General features: G+C 69.9%; 16 protein-coding genes. 9 read left to right on the forward strand and 7 right to left on the reverse strand.

The window, feature by feature from the left end; all coding sequences use genetic code 11:
- Nucleotides 1-188 precede the first annotated feature (188 nt).
- The 7 genes from ACFONC_RS03400 to ACFONC_RS03430 all read left to right on the forward strand — a co-directional run bounded on the left by ACFONC_RS03400 (nt 189) and on the right by ACFONC_RS03430 (nt 6,733).
- Nucleotides 189-908: a pseudouridine synthase gene (locus ACFONC_RS03400; protein WP_386743046.1), complete on the forward strand. Its 720-nt coding sequence runs from the start codon at nt 189-191 to the stop codon at nt 906-908.
- A 403-nt stretch (nt 909-1,311) separates the two neighbouring features.
- Nucleotides 1,312-1,521, forward strand: a complete 210-nt coding sequence (locus ACFONC_RS03405) for a cold-shock protein (protein WP_027080583.1) — start codon at nt 1,312-1,314, stop codon at nt 1,519-1,521.
- A 139-nt stretch (nt 1,522-1,660) separates the two neighbouring features.
- A complete protein-coding gene (locus ACFONC_RS03410) occupies nt 1,661-2,494 on the forward strand; it encodes a DUF3298 and DUF4163 domain-containing protein (protein WP_386742308.1) in 834 nt (277 codons plus the stop codon).
- A gap of 107 nt (nt 2,495-2,601) precedes the next feature.
- Complete coding sequence (gene cfa, locus ACFONC_RS03415) at nt 2,602-3,723, forward strand: cyclopropane fatty acyl phospholipid synthase (RefSeq protein ID WP_386742309.1); 1,122 nt, start codon at nt 2,602-2,604, stop codon at nt 3,721-3,723.
- Nucleotides 3,724-3,811: 88 nt separating this feature from the next.
- The gene (locus ACFONC_RS03420; RefSeq protein ID WP_386742311.1) at nt 3,812-4,570 is read left to right on the forward strand and encodes an S-methyl-5'-thioinosine phosphorylase; all 759 of its coding nucleotides are present in this window, start codon (nt 3,812-3,814) and stop codon (nt 4,568-4,570) included.
- A gap of 98 nt (nt 4,571-4,668) precedes the next feature.
- Nucleotides 4,669-4,878 (forward strand): cold-shock protein, encoded by a 210-nt coding sequence (locus ACFONC_RS03425; protein ID WP_386706691.1) that lies wholly within the window; start codon nt 4,669-4,671, stop codon nt 4,876-4,878.
- Nucleotides 4,879-5,113: 235 nt separating this feature from the next.
- Nucleotides 5,114-6,733, forward strand: a complete 1,620-nt coding sequence (locus ACFONC_RS03430; RefSeq protein ID WP_386742312.1) for an isovaleryl-CoA dehydrogenase — start codon at nt 5,114-5,116, stop codon at nt 6,731-6,733.
- Nucleotides 6,734-6,863: 130 nt separating this feature from the next.
- Here the strand turns inward: ACFONC_RS03430 and ACFONC_RS03435 are convergent, their stop codons facing one another.
- Genes ACFONC_RS03435 through ACFONC_RS03455 form a run of 5 tightly spaced genes read right to left on the reverse strand, consistent with a single transcriptional unit; the run spans nt 6,864 to nt 11,561 of the window.
- Nucleotides 6,864-7,346, reverse strand: a complete 483-nt coding sequence (locus ACFONC_RS03435) for a GFA family protein (RefSeq protein WP_386742313.1) — start codon at nt 7,344-7,346, stop codon at nt 6,864-6,866.
- Between the two features lie 58 nt (nt 7,347-7,404).
- Nucleotides 7,405-9,219 carry an ABC transporter transmembrane domain-containing protein gene (locus tag ACFONC_RS03440; RefSeq protein WP_386742315.1) on the reverse strand — a complete coding sequence of 605 codons (1,815 nt, stop codon included), beginning with the start codon at nt 9,217-9,219 and terminating at the stop codon, nt 7,405-7,407.
- Nucleotides 9,219-9,809, reverse strand: coding sequence for an IMPACT family protein (locus tag ACFONC_RS03445; protein ID WP_386742316.1), 591 nt, complete (start codon nt 9,807-9,809; stop codon nt 9,219-9,221). The genes ACFONC_RS03440 and ACFONC_RS03445 overlap by 1 nt, the downstream gene beginning before the upstream one ends.
- Nucleotides 9,810-9,819: 10 nt before the next feature.
- Nucleotides 9,820-10,980, reverse strand: a complete 1,161-nt coding sequence (locus ACFONC_RS03450; RefSeq protein WP_386742317.1) for a hypothetical protein — start codon at nt 10,978-10,980, stop codon at nt 9,820-9,822.
- Nucleotides 10,977-11,561, reverse strand: a complete 585-nt coding sequence (locus ACFONC_RS03455; RefSeq protein ID WP_386742319.1) for an RNA polymerase sigma factor — start codon at nt 11,559-11,561, stop codon at nt 10,977-10,979. The genes ACFONC_RS03450 and ACFONC_RS03455 overlap by 4 nt, the downstream gene beginning before the upstream one ends.
- Before the next feature lie 207 nt (nt 11,562-11,768).
- Here ACFONC_RS03455 and ACFONC_RS03460 point away from each other — a divergent pair, with 207 nt between their 5' ends.
- Complete coding sequence (locus tag ACFONC_RS03460; protein ID WP_386742320.1) at nt 11,769-14,648, forward strand: EAL domain-containing protein; 2,880 nt, start codon at nt 11,769-11,771, stop codon at nt 14,646-14,648.
- A gap of 469 nt (nt 14,649-15,117) precedes the next feature.
- Here the strand turns inward: ACFONC_RS03460 and ACFONC_RS03465 are convergent, their stop codons facing one another.
- A complete protein-coding gene (locus tag ACFONC_RS03465) occupies nt 15,118-16,800 on the reverse strand; it encodes a vWA domain-containing protein (protein ID WP_386742321.1) in 1,683 nt (560 codons plus the stop codon).
- Between the two features lie 191 nt (nt 16,801-16,991).
- Between ACFONC_RS03465 and ACFONC_RS03470 the strand changes: the two genes are divergently transcribed.
- Entirely contained in the window at nt 16,992-17,471 is a 480-nt protein-coding gene (locus ACFONC_RS03470) for a hypothetical protein (RefSeq protein ID WP_386742322.1), read from the forward strand.
- A gap of 15 nt (nt 17,472-17,486) precedes the next feature.
- On the opposite strand, the gene ACFONC_RS03475 is transcribed toward ACFONC_RS03470, so the two are convergent.
- Nucleotides 17,487-18,917 carry an aldehyde dehydrogenase family protein gene (locus ACFONC_RS03475; RefSeq protein ID WP_386742323.1) on the reverse strand — a complete coding sequence of 477 codons (1,431 nt, stop codon included), beginning with the start codon at nt 18,915-18,917 and terminating at the stop codon, nt 17,487-17,489.
- Nucleotides 18,918-18,938: the final 21 nt, after the last annotated feature.

The following is an 18,938-nucleotide window of genomic DNA, read 5'->3' on the forward strand; positions in this document are numbered from 1 at the left end:
CCGCGTCAGCAGCTTGCTACGCTGCGATCGTGGGTAGGCATCTGAGGCTTATCTAGGTCAGCCCCAATAAGTTTGCACTACAAACCAAATATGTCAAGGCCTCCTCGTGGCCGACGGGAAGGGGGAGGCGTTGGCGCGTGCCGCGCCGGGGCCGATCTGCCAGACTGCGCGCCCCCAGCCACGCCCCGATCCGGATGCGACTCAACAAGCACATCAGCGACACCGGCTTCTGCTCGCGGCGCGAGGCCGACCGGCTGGTCGGGGAGGGCCGGGTCACCGTCAACGGGCAGCGCGCACGGATCGGAGCCGAGGTTGGCGAGGGCGACGAGGTCAAGGTCGACGGCCAGGCGCTGCGCGCGCGGAGCGCTGCCAAGGGCCGGCGCCGGCACGTCTACATCGCGTTGAACAAGCCGGTCGGCATCACCTGCACCACCGAGTCGGCGGTGAAGGGCAACATCGTCGACTTCGTCGGCCACGAGCGGCGGATCTTCCCGATCGGCCGCCTGGACAAGGATTCCGAGGGCCTGATCCTGCTGACCAGCAACGGCGACATCGTCAACGCCATCCTGCGGGCAGAGAACAAGCTGGAGAAGGAATACCTGGTGGCGGTGAACCACCCGGTCACCGACGAGTTCCTGCGTGGCATGGCGCGCGGCGTGCCGGTCCACGGCCAGACCACGCTGCCGTGCAAGACCGGGAAGCTCGGCCGCTTCGGCTTCCGGGTGGTGCTGGTGCAGGGCCTGAACCGGCAGATCCGGCTGATGGCGGCGTTCTTCAAGTACCGGGTCAAGCAGCTGGTCCGGGTGCGGATCGGCAACGTGAAGCTGGGACGCCTGAAGGCCGGCCAGTGGCGCAACCTCACCGACGCCGAGCTGCGGGGCCTGCTGCCGCGGCACGAGGACTGGTAGCGCGGTCCGGCGGCAGGTCCCTGGTGAACGGCTCCAGCCACCGTCTTCGTGAAACGGCCTTGGTCGCGAGTTCTCGTCCGTCGCCGGCAGGCAGGAAACGGCACTACGAACAAAACGTCCGGCACCGGCCACCCTGATGAGGGGAGGAACCCGCCGGCCGAACCTGCGCCTGCCGCCTTCCGGAATCTCCGGCAACCTCGGGTAAACCCCATTCACACTTCCGGCTGAAAGTGCGGTAAGGTTCGCGCACTGTCAAAAGCCGGGATCACGGTACATCGTGGTTTCGATGCGGTAGATCTGCCGATCCGCTCCATCGCTTCGCGTTACCCCTTGCTGACACAGTCGCGGATCCGCCCAAACGGACCGTGTAAACCTCAAAAACTGTTCCAAGGAGTAACACATCATGTCCGATCGTCAGACCGGTACCGTCAAGTGGTTCAACGACGCCAAGGGCTTCGGCTTCATCACCCCGGAAAGCGGCCAGGACCTGTTCGTCCATTTCCGCTCGATCCAGGGCAGCGGCTTCAAGTCGCTGCAGGAAGGCCAGAAGGTCTCGTTCAAGGTCGTGCAGGGCCAGAAGGGCCTGCAGGCCGACGAAGTGCAGGCCGAGTAAGCCAGCACCAAGTCAGTCGCAACACCAGAGCCCCGGGCGGAAACGCCCGGGGCTTTTTCGTGGGCAGCGTGTCAATCCGGGCATCACGCGAGGGCTTCTAGACTGTCGCCGTCCGGAATGACACGGGGAAGAGATTGCCATGATCAAGCGCCTGTCGACCTGCTGCCTGCTGCTCGCGCTCGCCGCCTGCCAACGCGAGGCTCCCGCACCGGAAGCGCAGGCGCCGGGGAGCCAGGCGGCGCCCGCGGCAGTCCCGGCCCCGGCAGCGCCCGCGGCTCCGGTCGAGCTCAAGGACGTGATCGAGCGCGATCCCAACTACGTGATCGGCATCAGCTACCCCCCGAACATCAACCAGTACCCGGGGCTGGCGGCCGAACTCGGGCGCTACGCCGATGCCGCGCGCGCGGAGCTGATGCAGGCCGTCGACGGCCTCGCCGGCGAGAAGCCGACCGCGCCCTACGACCTGTCGCTGGCCTTCAACATGCTGGCCGAAACCCCGCAGGTGGTCACCGTGGCAGCCAACGGCAGCAGCTATACCGGCGGCGCGCACGGCAACCCGCTGATCGCCCGCTTCGTGTGGTTGCCGCAGCGCAACGAACTGCTGCAGGCCGAACACCTGATCGTCGACGCCGATGGCTGGCGCGCGATCTCCGACGCCGTCCGCGAGCAGTTGCACGCGTCGTTGTCGCAGCGCATCGATGCAGACGGGATCGAGCCGGCGCAGCGCGCGGAGATGCTCAAGTCCGGACTCAAGATGATCGACGAAGGCTCCGGCCCGGATGCCGGCAACTTCAGCCAGATCGAGCCGGTGCTCGATGCCGCGGGCCGCATCACGGCGCTGCGTTTCGTGTTCCCGCCATACCAGGTCGGGCCGTACTCCGACGGCGTGCAGGTTGCCGAAGTGCCGGCCAGCGTCCTGCTGCCGCACGTGGCCGGCCCCTACCGCGACCTGTTCGCCGTCCCCGGCGCATAGTGCCCGCGCAGGGTTGCCGCCACGCTGCGTTCCGCCTGCCGCGGTGACGCGGCGCCCGCGGCGTTGGTAACCTGAGCAGGCGCTTTCCGGGTTCCGTACCGAGAGGCATGACCGCAACGCATCCATTCCGCGACCGACTGCAGGCCCTGCTGGCCGACGCCGACGTCCGCATCGACGGCGACCGCGACTGGGACATGCAGGTCCACGATCCGCACCTGCCGGCGCGGCTGGTGGCCGGCGGCTCGCTCAAGCTCGGCGAGAGCTACATGGACGGCTGGTGGGACGCGCGGTCGCTCGACGGCTTCCTCTTCCACCTTCTCGATGCCCGCATCGAACAACGTGCGCCCAGCCCCGCCGACATCAAGGACGCGCTGCGCGCGCGCCTGTTCAACCTGCAGGCTGGACGCCGCAGCTACGAGGTCGGCAAGCGCCACTACGACCTGGGCAACGACCTCTACCACGCCATGCTCGGCAAGCGGCTGGTCTACAGCTGCGGTTACTGGCGCCAGGCCGACAACCTGGACGACGCGCAGGAAGCCAAGCTCGACCTGATCTGCCGCAAGCTCGGGCTGCGCGAGGGAATGCGGGTGCTCGACATCGGCTGCGGCTGGGGCGAGGCGCTGAAGTTCGCAGCCGAGCGCTATGGCGTCAGCGGCGTGGGCGTCACCATCTCGCAGGAGCAGGCCGCGTTCGCGCGCAAGCTTTGCGCGGGGCTGCCGGTCGAGATCCGCGTGCAGGACTACCGCGAGCTCGACGAGCGCTTCGACCGCATCCTGTCGGTGGGCATGTTCGAGCATGTCGGGTTCCGCAACTACCGCCGTTTCTTCGAGGTCGCGCGACAGTGCCTCGATGACGACGGCCTGTTCCTGCTGCATTGCATCGGCAGCAACAAGTCGGTGACGCACACCGATCCCTGGATCGCGAAGTACATTTTCCCCAACTCGATGCTGCCCTCGGCCGCGCAGATCGCGACCGCCACCGAAGGCCTGTTCGTGACCGAGGACTGGCACAACTTCGGCACCGACTACGACCTTACCCTGCAGGCCTGGCGCGCCAACATCGAGGCTGCCTGGGACACGCTGCCCGAACACTATGACGAGCGGTTCCGGCGCATGTGGCGTTACTACCTGGCCGCGTCGATGGCCAGCTTCCGCGCCCGCCGGATCCAGCTGTGGCAGCTGGTGCTGTCGCCGCGCGGGGTGCCGGGCGGATACGTCGCGCCGCGCTGAGGCACCGTCGCTGCAGCAGGGTCTTTGCGTCGAGTCGCGTCAACCCGGATGATCGGACTTCCAACTGCCAGTCCCAGCCCAGCCAGCCATGCCTACCTCCGACATCGCGCTCGCCATCATCGGCGGCACCGGCCTGTACCAGTTCGACGGGTTGCAGGACATCGAAACCCACCAGCCGGTCACGCACTACGGCGCGCTGTCCGGGCCGGTGCGCGTGGGGACGCTGGCGGGCTGCCGCGTTGCGTTCCTCGCCCGGCACGGGGAGGGCCACTCGGTGCCGCCGCACAAGGTCAACTACCGCGCCAACCTGGCCGCGCTGCAGGCGCTTGGCGCGACCTGCGTGCTGGCGCTCAACACCGTCGGCGGGATCACCGAATCATTCGGGCCGCGCGTGCTGGCCTGTCCCGACCAGCTGATCGACTACACCTGGGGTCGCATCTCGACGCTGTGCGAGGAAGAGGGCACCGAAGTGCTGCACGTCGATTTCGGCGAACCCTACACGCTGTCGCTTCGCGCGCGGGTGCTCGAAGCGGCGCGTACCGCCGGTGTAGCGCTGGTCGATGGCGGCTGCTATGGCGCCACCCAGGGGCCGCGCCTGGAAACGCGCGCCGAGATCGCGCGCATGCGCCGCGACGGCTGCGACCTGGTCGGCATGACCGGCATGCCCGAGGCCGGACTGGCGCGCGAACTCGGCCTGGACTACGCCTGCCTGGCCATCGTCGCCAACTGGGCGGCCGGCGCGGGGCCGCAAATCGACGAGGTGATCACGCTCCAGGACGTGCTCGAAAACGTCGAAGCCGCATCGTCCGGCCTGCCGGCACTGGTCACGCAGATGTTGTCGGGGTGATTGCAACCGCCGGGCATGCTTTGCATACTCGCGACCGTGCGCTCGGGGGACCGCAGGGGAGCGCACGCACATCGCATCCAGACGAGGTAGGGAGAGACATGCAATACGGCACAGTGAAATGGTTCAACGACGCCAAGGGCTTCGGTTTCATCGCACCCGAGGACGGCAGCGCGGATGTCTTCGTGCACTTCTCGGCAATCGAGTCCAAGGGCTTCCGCAGCCTGCAGGAAGGCCAGCGCGTCAGCTACGAGGTCACCCAGGGTCCGAAGGGTGCGCAGGCCGCCGGCGTGCAGCCGGTCGAAGCCTGAGCTACCCACATCGCGATTTCCTTGAGCCCCGCCTGGTGCGGGGCTTTTTTCTTGGCCGCGCACACAGATCCGACCCGCGGATCGTTCCGGTCCGGTCGAACCCGATCGGCCGTAGGCCGGGGTTACATCCCCGACGCACTTTTCGCCGCGCGGTCGTGATCAAACGTCGAACGCCGTAACGGCGCATGTGCGCGGATTGCGCCAGAATCAGGACATCGTATCCGGAGCCTCCGCCATGCCTGATTTCCAGACCCACACGGTCGAGAACCAGCCGCCGGAGTTCGCGCCGTGCGACCTGTGGGCGGACGACGTCGCGCTGCGCGAGGCGCTGGCGCGCGAGGGCGGCGAGGCGCATGGCGAACGCGTCGCGCGCTACGGCGCGCTGGCGGGTGGTGAACTGTACGCGCTGTCGTTCGACGCCCACCGCGACCGCCCGCGGCTGCGCACGCACGACCGCTTCGGACACCGGATCGACACGGTCGAGTTCCATCCCAACTACCACCGCATCATGCAAACGGCCATCGAAAACGGTGTGGCCGGACTGTCCTGGGCGGATGCCGCGCCTGGCGCGCACGTCGCGCGCGCCGCGCTGTGCTACCTGCACAACCAGGCCGAGCCGGGCACCAGCTGTCCGCTGACCATGACCCACGCGGCAGTGCCGGTGCTACGGCAGGCACCGGCGCTGCGCGCGTGGGCCGACAAGGTGGCCGCCTGCCGCTACGACCCGCGTGACGTCGCCATCTCCGGCAAGCCCGGCGTGACCCTGGGCATGGGCATGACCGAAAAGCAGGGCGGCAGCGACGTGCGCGCCAACGCCACGCGCGCCACGTCGCTGGGCGACGGCGACGAGTACGCGCTGGTCGGGCACAAGTGGTTCTTCTCCGCGCCGATGTCCGACGGCTTCCTGGTGCTGGCGCAGGCACCGGGTGGCCTGACCTGCTTCCTGCTGCCACGGCGATTGCCCGATGGCGGCAAGAACGCCTTCGCGCTGATGCGGCTCAAGGACAAGCTCGGCGACTGGAGCAACGCTTCGGGCGAAGTGGAATTCATGGAAGCGCGGGCCTGGCGCGTCGGTGAAGAGGGGCGCGGCATCGCCACGATCCTGCAGATGGTGATGCTCACGCGCCTGGACTGCATGCTCGGTTCGGCCGCGCAGATGCGCATGGCGCTGGCGCAGGCGATGCACCACGCCAGCCATCGCAGCGCGTTCGGCAAGCGGCTGGTCGAGCAGCCGCTGATGCGCAACGTGCTGGCGGACCTCGCCATCGAGTCAGAAGCCGCGCTGGCGCTGTCGATGCGGGTGGCGCGTGCCGTCGACGCCTCGCCGAACGACGCGCGCGAGGCGGCCTTTGCGCGCATCGCGACCGCCATCGGCAAGTACTGGATCTGCAAGCGCGCGCCGGCCTTCGTCAACGAGGCGCAGGAGTGCCTTGGGGGCGCCGGCTACATCGAGGAGTCGATCCTGCCGCGCCTGTACCGGCAGGCACCGCTGAATTCGATCTGGGAAGGCAGCGGCAACATCCAGTGCCTGGACGTGCTGCGTGCGCTGGCGCGCGAGCCGGCGGCGGTCGAGGCGCTGCTGTGCGAACTGGCGGCGGCCTCGGGCGCGGACCGGGACTACGACGCGCAGCTTCCGGCGCTGCGCGAAGCGCTGCACGGCGCCGACGAGGTGGGCGCGCGCACGCTGGTCGAACGCCTGGCGCTGGCGTTGCAGGCCGGCGTGCTGCTGCGCGCCGGCAGCCCGCTGGCCGGCGCCTTCTGCCGCAGCCGGCTCGCCGGCGGGCACGGGCTGGCGTTCGGGACGCTCCCGGCGGGAATCGATTTCGGCGCAATCCTCGCGCGCGCCTGGCCGTAGGCTGGCTGCGCGAGTGCCTGCAGGAGGTTTTGCGTAGGAGCAGCGGAAGCCGCGATCGCGTCCCGACGCCAGCCGCGGCTCCTGCCGCACCGATGGACGTGCAGGAGTGGTGGGGTCGGCGAATGGAGGTTCAGCGGCCGGGCAGCGCCCGGTAGCGCGCCAGGCTCGACTCCGGCCACAGCTGCTTGCGGTCGTAGTACACGGCCACCGCCGGCTCGCCTTCGGGCAGCACCACCCATGGCTGTTTCGACGCAGTGAAGATGTGGACGTCCGGCGGGAACGCGTCCGGATCGTCCAGCGTGCCGACGCGCACGAATGCGACCGCCGTGCCGGCGCCGGAGTAGTGGCTCCACAGCGCGACCCGGCAGTGCGGGCAGCGCACGACCTGCTGGCCCTTGCCGCTGTTGGAGGGCGTGTCGACGGTCTCGGGGTTGCCGCACAGCAGTTCGACCCGGTCGGTCTCGATCATCGCGTTGAGCGCGAACGCGCTGCCGCTCTCGCGCTGGCACCATCGGCAGTGGCAGCAGTGCACGAACAGCGGCACGTCGGTGAGCCGGTAGCGCACGGCGCGGCAGGTGCAGCCGCCTTCGCGCGTGGTGGTGCGGTCGGTCATCGATGAAGCCCCGCGTGTGCCGTGCGGCCTGCATGGTAACGCCGCTGCCGGGCGGGGGTCAGTCGAGGAACTGCAGCCGGGCAAGTTCCGCATACAGGCCATCCTGCGCGAGCAGTTCGTCGTGGGTGCCCTGGGCGACGATGCGGCCGTGGTCCATGACCACGATGCGGTCGGCCTTGAGCACGGTGGCCAGGCGATGCGCGATCACCAGCGTGGTGCGGCCTTCCATCAGCCGCTCCAGTGCCTGCTGCACGGCGCGTTCGCTCTGCGCGTCGAGCGCGGAGGTTGCCTCGTCGAGCAGCAGCACCGGGGCGTCCTTGAGCAGCGCGCGGGCGATGGCGATGCGCTGCTGCTGGCCGCCGGACAGGCGCGCGCCGCGTTCGCCGAGTTGCTCGTCGTAGCCGGCGGGCAGCATCGACAGGAACTCATGCGCCTCGGCGGAGCGGGCCGCGGCTTCGATGTCGGCGTCGCTCGCTTCGAGCCTGCCGTAACGGATGTTCTCGCGCGCGCTGCTGGCGAAGATGGTCGGCTGTTGCGGCACCAGCGCCACGGTGCCGCGCAGTTCGGCGGGATCCAGGGTGCGGATGTCGATGCCGTCAAGGTCGATGCGACCGCGCTGCGGGTCGTGGAAGCGCAACAGCATCGCGAACACGGTGCTCTTGCCCGCGCCGGACGGCCCGACCAGCGCCACGGTTTCGCCGGGCGCCACGCGCAGGCTGAAACCTTCCAGCGCCGGCGCGTCGGGTCGCGAGGGGTAGTGGAAGGTGACACCCTCGAAGCGCAGTTCTCCGCGCACGGGGGTCGGCAGCGAACGTGGCTGCGCCGGCGCGACGATGCCGGAACGCTCATCGAGCAACTCGCCGATCCGGCCCATGCCGCCGGCGGCTTTCTGCAGTTCGTTCCAGGTCTCGGCCAGCGCGCCGACCGAGCCTCCGCCGAGCACCGCGTACAGCACGAACTGGCTCAGCGTGCCGACCGTCAGGCGGCCGTCGATGACGTCGTGCGCGCCGGACCACAGCACCAGGGTGATCGCGCCGAACACCAGCGAGATCGCCATCGCGGTGACCAGCGCCTGCACCCCGATGCGGCGGCGCGCGGTGGCGACAGAGGCATCGATCGCGGCCGAGAAGCGCCCGCGCTCGTACGGCTCGCGCGCGTGCGCCTGCACGGTGGGAATGGCGCCGAGCGTTTCCGCGGCCAGCGAGTTGGCGTCGGCAACCCGGTCCTGGCTCTGCCGAGAGATCCTGCCCAGCTTGCGCCCGCCGATGACCAGCGGCAGCACGCACAGCGGGATGCCCACCAGCGTGTAGGCCGCCAGCCGCGGGCTGGTCGCCACCAGCATCGCGAGGCTGCCGATCACCATCACCACGCTGCGCAGCGCCACGGAAATCGTCGAGCCGACCACGCTGCGCAGCAGTTCGGTGTCGGCGGTCAGCCGCGAGACCAGTTCGCCGCTGCGGCTGCGTTCGAAGAACGCCTGGTCGAGCCCGACCAGGTGCGAGTACAGGCGATCGCGCAGGTCGGCGACCACGCGCTCGCCCAGCAGCGAAACGAAGAAGAAGCGCGCCGCGGTCGCCAGCGCCAGTGCCAGCGCGACCGCGAACACCAGCGCGAAGGTGGCGTTGATGTTGCCGTCGGCCGAGAAGCCGTGGTCGATCATCCGCCGCACCACCAGCGGCAGGCTCAGGGTCGCGGTGCTGGAAGCGGCCAGCGACACCAGCCACGCCGCCAGCAGGCCCTTGTGCCGCAGCACGAACGGCCACAGCGCGTGCAGGCTGCCGAGCCGCGGCCTGGGCTTGTCGGCGGCGCCTGGCGCGGCCGCGGTTTCCGGCGCGCGGTCGGGCGCGGCGTCCTGTCCTGGAATGTCAGCCATCACCCATTGTCGTCGAAGCGCACCCGGTTACGGGTGGCGTCGCGCAGGCGCAGTTTCAAGGCGTTGACGCCGTCGGCGGGCAGGCGCAGCAGCAGGCGGGCGCCGGTGGTGTCGAAGGTTTCCGACAGTTTCTCGGCCGCGGCCGCCGCCAGCGCGGCGTGGACGGTGCCCAGGTCATCGAACGGAGCGTGCAGCGCGAGTTCGTGCATCTCGACCAGCGCCACGCGTTCGGCGCGGCGCAGGCATTCGGCCGCGGCGCCGCCGTAGGCGCGGACCAGCCCGCCCGCGCCGAGCTTGACGCCGCCGAACCAGCGCGTGACCACGACCACGACGCGGTCCATGCCCTGGCCGTCGATGGCCGCGAGGATGGGCCGGCCGGCGGTACCGGCAGGCTCGCCATCGTCGTTGGAACGGTAGTCGTCGCCGATGCGCCAGGCCCAGCAGTTGTGGCTGGCATCCGCCACCGAGATATCGGCCAGCGCCTGCAGCGCCTCGTCGGCGCTTTCGACCGGGACCGCGTGGGCGAGGAAGCGGCTGTGCTTGACCTCGACCGCGTGCGTGGCCGCCGTCGCCAGCGTGTGCAGGCTCACGGGCGTCCGGTCACTGCGCCAGCAGCGCGCGCAGGTCCTCGGGCAGCTCGGCCTGCGGATAGCGGCGCTGGTATTCGCGCAGGCTTTCGCGCGCGGCGTCGGGCTTGCCTTCGGCGAGCAGTTGACGCACGCGCTGCAGCCAGGCCTGCCGTACCTGCGGCGAATCGGCCGAGGCCGGCGGCTGGTCGTCGACGGGCTGGTCGACCGCTGGCGCGGGCGCGCCCTCGACGTCGACATCGACGGCTTTGATGCGCGAACCGGTGACCTCGACCCGGTCGAGCGCGCTGGCCTCGGCCGCCGCCGCAGCGCTGGCCGGCCGCGTGGGCTGCACCGACGTACCGGTGGCGACCTTCGCGCGCTGCGTTGCCGCGGCTTCTCCGGCGTGCGCGGCGGCCGCCTTGCGTTCGGGTTCAACAGCCCGGCGCGCCGCGGGCGCCGTGGCGGATTCGGTCGCCTGCGGCGTCGCGACCATCGGCGAAGGAACTGCCGGTGCAGCGGGTGCAGGCGGCGCCGGCGGTGCGGGCGGGGGTGCCAACTGCCGCAGCGGGGGTGGCGATGGCGTGTCCATCGGCGAAGGCTCGTCGAAGACGATGGGAGGTTCCTCCGGCGCAGGGACGGGCGTCGGAAACGCCTTCGGCGCAGGCTGTTCTTCGGCTGCTTGTTCGTCTGCCACTGGCGCGGGCGGTGGCGGAGCCGGAGCCGGCTGCACGGCGCGCGCAACGGCAGGTTCCGCGGCGGCTGCTGCGCTTTCGGCTTCCGGCGGCGACGATTCCGTGCTCGCCGTGGCGGGTGCCCCGGCGGGGGCGCGTCGGGCTTCCCGCGGCACGGGCGCTGCATCCGCCGACGGCCCGGACACGGCGCGTGGCGCCTCGGAGTACTCGACGTACATATCGTCGACCGGGCGCAGCTGCCAGGCCAGCCCGCCGACGACGACAAGGGTCGCGGCCGTGCCCAGGGCGACCGGCCAGCGCCTGCGGGCGCGCCGCCGCGTCGCGTGCGTCGCATTGCCGGCCGGTGCAGGAGATGCGCCGCGCGCGGCGGCGAGGACGCGCGCGTCGAGCGCCGGCGACGGCTCGCCCTGCGGGCCGAGGCGGGCGAGGCGGTCGGCCAGCGCGCGCTCCTCGGGCGTGAGCGCGTCGCGGTCGTCGGGGTGCCCGGAACCGGTGCTCATCCCGCGTCTCCCAGCCGCGCGCGCAGCTTGTCCATCGCGTAGCGCAGGCGCGACTTCACCGTTTCCCGGCCCACGCCGGTGATTTCGCCGATCTCTTCCAGCGTCAACTCCTGTTCCAGTCGCAGCAGGATCACTTCGCGCTGCTCGTCGGGCAGTTCGTCGAGCGCCAGCTGCATGCCGCGGCGCTGTTCGAACTCCGACAGCGTGCGCTCGGGCGTGTCGGGATCGGGTATGCGCGCGGTGCGCTCGTCGGCGTTCTCCGGCGCCGGCGGCCGGTATTGCTGCGCCCGCCAGTGGTCGGCGATGCGGTTGTGGGCGATGCGGTACAGCCAGCTGGCGAACGAGGCGTCCAGCGTCCAGCCGGCGCGCGCGGCGATCACGCGCTGCCAGATGTCCTGGAACAGGTCGTCGGCCAGCGCGCCGTCGCGCAGCTGGCGCAGCAGGTAGCGATACAGGCGCACGCGGTGGCGCGCGTAGAGCTGTTCGAACGCCCCCGTGCGCCCGGCCGCGTACGCCAGCATCAGCGTTTCGTCGCTGACGTCGTCGCTGGCATCGACGCCCGGGGTGGCGACATCGTTCATCGACGGCAGGTTAAGCGCTGCCGCGGCGCAGGAAAAGCCCGCCGCCGGACGCCGCCGCGCCGCGTGGGCGGGGCGGATTGCCACCGCGTTCATGTCTGGCCACCCTTCATGCCCCGGGCAAACGGCCGGAGTGGGCTGCCGGGGTTGCCGATGATGGAAAAAACGGCCGTTATGCTCAATGATGGCGGGAGGGGAACAGTGGCTCGCATGACATTGGCGCAGACAACGACTATCGCGGCGCCTGATGGCGGCGCCTCCGGGCTTGCCGACCTGCTGGCAGCCACGCTGCCCACCGAATCCAGGCTCGTCGTGGCCTGGAGCGACGTGCGCATCGACGGCGGGCTCTCCCACACCGGCAACGCGCCGCGTGCGTTGATTGCCCGTGCCCGTGGATGCCTGGAGCATTTCGTGCCGGATACGGCCGATGCCGAGATCGTCGATGCCTGGCACGACACCGGCACCCACATCGCCCTGGCCGCGCGCCTGACCCAGCCGCTGGCGCCGGGTTCGCGCGTGGCCTGGCTGGAGCTCGCGCGCCGCACCATCGGCGCCACGCTCGCCGCCGCCCAGGCCCAGGCGCGCATCGAGTCGCTGCAGAAGTCCGAGCGCCTGCAGCAGGCGCTGTACGAGATCGCCGACCTGGCCGGCTCCGGGCTGGAGATGCAGGACATGCTCGGCCGGATCCACCAGGTCGTCGGCGGGCTGATGCCTGCCGAGAACTTCTACATCGTGCTGTACGACGACATCCGCCAGACGCTGCGGTTCCTGTACTTCGCCGACCAGCGCGACCCCTACGTCGCCGATCCGGACGTGGAACTCGATGTCGACGAGATGGGCACCAGCCTGACCGTGGCGTTGCTGCAGCATGGCCAGCCGCTGTTCGGGCCGTCCGAGGAAATCCTCCGCAAGCTCAACGTGCCGCGTGATCCCAGCCATGGGCCGGACAGCGCCGACTGGCTGGGCGTGCCGATGCGGCGCGACGGGCGCGTGAGCGGCGCGATCGTGGTCCAGAGCTACCTGCAGGCCGCGCGTTACACGCACGAAGACCGCACGCTGCTGGAATACGTCGCCCAGCACATCCTGACCGCGCTCGACCGCCGCCAGGCGCGCGAGCAGCTCGAGCGCCGCGTCGACGAGCGCACCCGCGAGCTGCAGCAGGCGAACATGGTGCTGCAGGCGGAGATCATCGAACGCCAGCGCGCGGAGAAACTGCAGCGCGCGCTGTACCGGATCACCGAGATGTCGGTCACCGCCGGCAGCCTGGAGCGGTTCTATGCCGACGTGCATTCGATCGTCGGCGAGCTGCTGTACGCGCGCAATTTCTACATTGCCCTGCTGTCGCCCGACGGCGAGCACATCGAGTTCCCGTACTCGGTCGACGAGCGCGACCTGAGCCGCGAGTCGCGCCCGCTGGCCACCGGCCTGACCGAGTACGTGCTGTCCACCGGCGCGCCGCTGCTGGCCGATCGCGCCACCATTGCCGACCTCGAGGCCGCCGGCACGGTACGCAGTTTCGGGCCGCTGGCGCACTGCTGGCTGGGCGTACCCCTCAAGCGCGACGACACGGTGATCGGCGGGATCGTGGTGCAGAGCTACACGCCGGAGGTCAGCTTCGGGGCGCGTGACCAGGAGTTGCTTACCTTCGTCGCCCACCACATCGACGGCGCACTGGCGCGCAAGCGCGCGCAGGAGCACCTCAAGGCCGCGCACACCGAACTCGAATTCCGCGTCGAGGCGCGCACGCGCGAACTGGAAAGCGCCAACCGCGAGCTGCGCGCGCAGATCGGCGAGCGCGTGCGCGCGGAGCAGAAGCTCACCCACCAGGCCCGCCACGACAGCCTGACCGGCCTGCCCAACCGGGTCGTCATGCTCGAGCGCCTGGACGCGACGATCGCGCGGATGGGCGATTCGCAGCGCACCGGTTTCGCGGTGCTGTTCCTCGACCTCGACCGTTTCAAGCTGGTCAACGACAGCGCCGGCCACGCCGCCGGCGACGAGATGCTGGTCGAGGCTGGCCGCCGCATCACCGCAGCACTCGGTGAACAGACCCTGGTCGCACGCCTGGGCGGCGACGAGTTCGCGGTGCTGGTCGAAGGCGTCGGCGACAACATCGTCGCCGAAGCGCTGGCCGCCACGCTGCTTGCCGAACTCGGCAAGCCGCTGTGGGTCGCCGGGCGCGAGCTGTTTCCTTCGGCCAGCATCGGCATCGCGCTGTGGGAGCCGCGCTATCGCCAGGGCGAGGACATGCTGCGCGACGCGGATGCGGCGATGTACCGGGCCAAGGCGCACGGCCGCGACCGCAGCGTGATGTTCGACGAGGAAATGCGCGCCGAGGCCACGCGCCTGCTCGACCTGGAGGCGGACCTGCGCCGTGCGATCCTCAACGACGCGTTCGAACCGCACTTCCAGCCGATCGTGCGGCTGGCCGACGGCGCCGTCGTCGGCCACGAGGCCCTGCTGCGCTGGAACCACGAGCTGCACGGGCCGTTGCCGCCGGGCGAGTTCATCGGCGTGGGCGAGGACAGCGGGCTGATCGAACAGGTCGACTGGCTGATGTACCGGCGCGTGTTCGACTGGATGAGCCGGCACGGCGACGGCTACGTTTCGATCAACGTCTCGCCGCGGCACTTCCATGCCGAGACCTTCGCCGAACGGCTGCTGCGGATGCTCGACGATGCGGGCGCCGACCCGCGCCGGCTGCGGATCGAGATCACCGAAGTTGCGCTGCTCGAAGACGCGCCGCGCATCCTGCGCATGCTCAACGTGCTGCGCAACCGCGGCGTACTGGCGCTGCTGGACGACTTCGGCACCGGGTTCTCGGCGTTGTCGTACCTGCACCGGTTCCCGATCCAGGCATTGAAGATCGACCAGAGCTTCGTCGCCGGACTCGGCGGCGAGATGCACGCCGAGAGCCTGGCGCTGGTGCGCGCGATCCTTGCGCTGGCCGGCACCCTGGGCATCGATGCCATCGGCGAAGGCGTCGAAACCCGGGAGCAGCGCGACATCCTGCGCCAGCTTGGCTGCGAGTTCGGGCAGGGATACCTGTACGGACGGCCGACGCCGGAGCGGCCTGTCGGCGACGCATAGAACAGCCCCTCCGCTGGTCGGACTGCGCCGTAGGTCGGGGCTACGCCCCCGACGTGCTTTTTCGCGTTACCGCCGCGGCGCCATCGTAGGGCGGGTCTTGACCCGCCAGCTGTTCCGGTTTCGCCGGAATCAAGATCAAGAGCTTTCGCGCCGTGACGGCGCGAGCCACCTTTCTTTGCTTGTGCAAAGAAACCTGGCGCAAAGAAAGCACACCCCGCCTTCGCGCCCGATGCTATGCATCGGGTTCGCGAAGCCGGCGGGATTTTTCGAAGGGGCATCCTGCCCCTGCGAAAAACGCCGCACATCCCTGTGCGGCGCCCTTCGGGTCTTGTCCGCCGGCTCCGCCGCTCCGGAGGGGCCCCGGAGATCAAGGTCAAGATCAAGGTCGAAATCAGGATCAAGACCAAGATCAACTTCAACTTGAACCGCATCGTAGGTCGGGGCTACGCCCCCGACATGCTTTTCGAGCCTAATCCGCCACTGCCGCTTCGCGCCGGTCGCTCTCGACCAGCACCCGCGCCGTCTCGACCAGGCCGATGAACTCCGCCCGCTGCGGATCGCCCGCGTTCGACATTTTTGCGCTGCGCGCGATGTCGTCCCAGCTCCAGTCGCCGATGCGGCTGCCGCCGCGCAGGGCGTCGGCGTAGGCGGCGACCGTGGCGGCGAAGCGCAGGGTGTCGCTGGGTGCGGCGCGCAGCGAAGCGCGTGCGATCGGGGTGGTGATCAGGCGGCTGTCTTCCTCGCCCGGGCGCTTGTAGCGCAGGCGCAGGTGCGCGACTTCCCCGGCGCGTGCATCCGGCGGCGGCGACGCGGCGCCGTACCGCAGCGCCGGCAGCTGTTCGGCGCCCGAACCGACCGGCGTGATCTCGTACAGCGCGGTGACCTCATGCCCGGCGCCGATGTCGCCCGCGTCGACCTTGTCGTTGGCGAAGTCCTCGTTGCGCAGCACGCGGTTCTCGTAGCCGATCAGGCGGTACTCGGAGACCACCGCGGGATTGAACTCGACCTGGATCTTCACGTCGCGGGCGATCGTCAGCAGCGTCGAGCCCATCTGCTGCACCAGCACCTTGCGCGCCTCGGCGAGGCTGTCGATGTAGGCGTGGTTGCCGTCGCCGATGTCGGCCAGCTGCTCGGCCAGCGCGTCGTTGTAGTTGCCGCGGCCGAAGCCGAGCGTGGTCAGGGCGATGCCGGCCTTGCGCTGGTCGGCGACCAGTGTTTCCAGCGCGCCCTGGTCGACGGTGCCGACGTTGAAGTCGCCGTCGGTGGCCAGGATCACGCGGTTGACGCCGCCCTCGACGTAGCCCTGCTTCGCCATCGCGTAGGCCAGCCGGATGCCGTCGCCGCCGTTGGTGCTGCCGCCGGCGTGGAGACGGTCGAGCGCCGCCAGGATCTCGCCGCCACGGTCGCCGGGCGTCGGCGGCAGCACCAGCCCGGCCGAGCCGGCATAGACCACGATCGATACGTGGTCCTGTGGCCGCAGCTGGTTGACCAGCTGCTTCATCGACTGCCTGAGCAGCGGCAGCTTGTCCGGGCTGTTCATCGAGCCGGAGGTGTCGAGCAGCAGCACGAGGTTGGCCGGCGGCAGCGTCGCATTCGGCACCTCGTAGCCCTTGATGCCGATCATCAGCAGCTGGCGCTTGCCGTTCCACGGCGCCGGTGCCAGCTCGGTGGTCACGCGGAAGGGCACGTCCAGTGAGGCGGGCGCGGGGTGGCCGTAGCGGAAATAGTTGATCATCTCCTCCGCGCGCACCGAGTCGGCGGGCGGTCGCGCGCCGTCGTGCAGCATCCGGCGCACGTTGGCGTAGCTGCCGGTGTCGACGTCGATGGAGAAGGTGGACACCGGCTGCTCGCTGGTGCGATGCACTGGGTTGTCCTCGTGTGCGGCGTAGTTTTCCCTGTTGGCCGGCTGCCAGTGGCCCGGCGGCAGCGCCATGGCGCGCATGGCCGCGGGCGGCGCGAACGCCACGGCCTTCTGGCGGGAACCGGTCACCGAGATCGCGTCCAGCGTGGCGCCCGCCGTGATTTCGGCCGCGACAGGCGGCGGCGGGGCGGCGGTCGCTGGCTGAGACGACGCCTGTTCGTCGCCGACGGTGCTGCAGGCGGACAGGGCGAGGATGCAGGGCAGGGCGCTGGCGAGTGCATGGCGTTGCATGGGTGTCTCCCGTGGTGGTCGGGTGGGAAAACGGCCCGGCCGCGGCAATGGGGTTATCGCGAGTGCGCATCCCGCCCGTGGTTCCTGCCAGGGCTGGAGACCGGTCGCCCGGGCCGGACGTGTCGCGTACGATGCGGCGCGACGGAATCCGGGGGCGGCAGATGGGAAAGCGGGCGGGTGATGCGGCAGCGGTGGCACAGCGGCGGGGCCGACCGGCGGCGGGCCTGCCGAAGCTCTTCGTCTATCCGTTCTTCCTCATCCACATGCTGATGTTCGGCATCGCCGGCTTCGTGCTCGCGTACGCCGTGGGCGACCCGGTGTTCCTGTACATGCACGGCGGGATCGCGATCGTCGTCTACCTGGTCTTCTACTTCGCGATCTTCGGCCGCGAGCAGGTCACGTGGATGTTCATCAACGCCGCGCTCGGCATCCTGGGCATCTACAGCCAGATCGGCTGGATCCTCGGCCTGTTCGGCCGCAACGTCGACGACTACCCGGCCTACGTGCACGTCGTCCCGGTGCTTTACTACGTGCTGTACACGTTCCTGCTCAGGCAGTTGCTGCTGGACGTCACGCGCTCGCGCTACAACCCCGCGCGCAGGCGCCTTGTCGAGGCCGCCTACGTCGTGGTCTCGCTGGGGTTCTACGGGCTGTCGCTGTGGCTGCGCTGAGCAGGCGCGGGGCGGTCAGGGATCGCGGATGACCAGCAGCCGCTGCTCGGTCATGTCCTCGATCGCGTAGCGCACGCCCTCGCGGCCGAGTCCCGAGTCCTTGATGCCGCCGTAGGGCATGTTGTCGACGCGGAAGCTGGGCACGTCGCCGATGACCACGCCGCCGACCTCGAGCCGGTCCCAGGCCCGCATCGCGTGCGCCAGCCGACCGGTGAACACGCCGGCCTGCAGGCCGAAGTCGCTGTCGTTGACGCGCGCCAGCGCATCGTCGAAGTCGTCGAATGATTCCATGCCGGCAACCGGCCCGAAGGCCTCCTTGCGGTACAGGTCCGCATCGTGCGGCACGTTCTCCAGCAGGGTTGCCGGCAACATGTTGCCCTCGCGCGCACCGCCGGCGAGCAACTTCGCGCCGCCCTTGCGCGCCACATTGATCCACGACTCCACGCGGATGGCCGCGTCCTCGTCGATCATCGGCCCGACGAAGGTCTTCTCCTTGCGCGGATCGCCCATCACCAGCTTCGCCACCGCGACTTTGAGCTTGCGCCGCAGCTGCGCGTAGACATCGGCGTGGGCGAAGATGCGCTGCACGCCGATGCAGCTCTGCCCGGACTGGTAATAGGCGCCGAAGACGATGCGTTCGACCACCGCGTCGAGGTCGAGCCCCGGGTCGTCGTCGACGATGCACGCCGCATTGCCGCCCAGTTCCAGCACCACCTTCTTCTTGCCGGCGCGGGCCTTCAGGTCCCAGCCGACCAGGCCGCCGGTGAAGCTGAGCAGGCGGATGCGATCGTCCTCGACCAGCAGGCTGGCGTCGTCATTGCTGCAGGGCAGGATCGAGAACGCGCCCTTCGGCAGGTCGGTTTCGGCGAGCACCGCGCCGATGATCAGCGCCCCGACCGGAGTCTTCGCCGCGGGCTTGAGCACGAACGGGCAGCCGGCGGCGATCGCAGGTGCCACCTTGTGCGCGACCAGGTTGAGCGGGAAGTTGAACGGCGTGATGAACGCGCATGGCCCGATCGGGACGCGCTTGGCCATGCCGCGATAGCCGCGCGTGCGCCTGGAGATTTCCATGTCGATCACTTCGCCGCCCAGGCGCGTGGCTTCGCCCGCGGCGATGCGGAAGGTGTCGACCAGGCGCGTGACCTCGCCGCGCGCGTCGCGGATCGGCTTGCCGGCTTCGATGCACAGGGCAAGCGCCAGTTCCTCATGGCGCTCGGTGAAGCGGGCGACGCAGTGTTCGAGCACGTCGCGGCGTGCGTCGTGCGGGAACGCCGCCATCGCCGGCGCCGCCTTCGTGGCGGCGGCGATGGCCTTGCGCACCGCGGCCGTGTTCGCAAACGCCACCCGTGTGGCGCGCTTGCCGGAATACTTGTCCAGCACATCCAGATCGGTGTTGGCCGCGATCGCCTTGCCGGCGATGTAATAGGGGTAGGACTTGTCGAGCATCACGATCTCCTTTGCCTCCAG

It is taken from the genome of Luteimonas soli (genome assembly GCF_042648865.1).
Lineage (GTDB): Bacteria > Pseudomonadota > Gammaproteobacteria > Xanthomonadales > Xanthomonadaceae > Luteimonas > Luteimonas soli.

Coding starts and splice junctions, on each gene's coding strand:
- ACFONC_RS03405 (WP_027080583.1), top strand. CDS start 1,312: ATGTCCGATCGTCAGACCGGTACCGTCAAGTGGTTCAACGACGCCAAG.
- ACFONC_RS03410 (WP_386742308.1), top strand. CDS start 1,661: ATGATCAAGCGCCTGTCGACCTGCTGCCTGCTGCTCGCGCTCGCCGCC.
- cfa (WP_386742309.1), top strand. CDS start 2,602: ATGACCGCAACGCATCCATTCCGCGACCGACTGCAGGCCCTGCTGGCC.
- ACFONC_RS03420 (WP_386742311.1), top strand. CDS start 3,812: ATGCCTACCTCCGACATCGCGCTCGCCATCATCGGCGGCACCGGCCTG.
- ACFONC_RS03425 (WP_386706691.1), top strand. CDS start 4,669: ATGCAATACGGCACAGTGAAATGGTTCAACGACGCCAAGGGCTTCGGT.
- ACFONC_RS03430 (WP_386742312.1), top strand. CDS start 5,114: ATGCCTGATTTCCAGACCCACACGGTCGAGAACCAGCCGCCGGAGTTC.
- ACFONC_RS03435 (WP_386742313.1), bottom strand. CDS start 7,346: ATGACCGACCGCACCACCACGCGCGAAGGCGGCTGCACCTGCCGCGCC.
- ACFONC_RS03440 (WP_386742315.1), bottom strand. CDS start 9,219: ATGGCTGACATTCCAGGACAGGACGCCGCGCCCGACCGCGCGCCGGAA.
- ACFONC_RS03450 (WP_386742317.1), bottom strand. CDS start 10,980: ATGAGCACCGGTTCCGGGCACCCCGACGACCGCGACGCGCTCACGCCC.
- ACFONC_RS03455 (WP_386742319.1), bottom strand. CDS start 11,561: ATGAACGATGTCGCCACCCCGGGCGTCGATGCCAGCGACGACGTCAGC.
- ACFONC_RS03460 (WP_386742320.1), top strand. CDS start 11,769: ATGACATTGGCGCAGACAACGACTATCGCGGCGCCTGATGGCGGCGCC.
- ACFONC_RS03465 (WP_386742321.1), bottom strand. CDS start 16,800: ATGCAACGCCATGCACTCGCCAGCGCCCTGCCCTGCATCCTCGCCCTG.
- ACFONC_RS03475 (WP_386742323.1), bottom strand. CDS start 18,917: ATGCTCGACAAGTCCTACCCCTATTACATCGCCGGCAAGGCGATCGCG.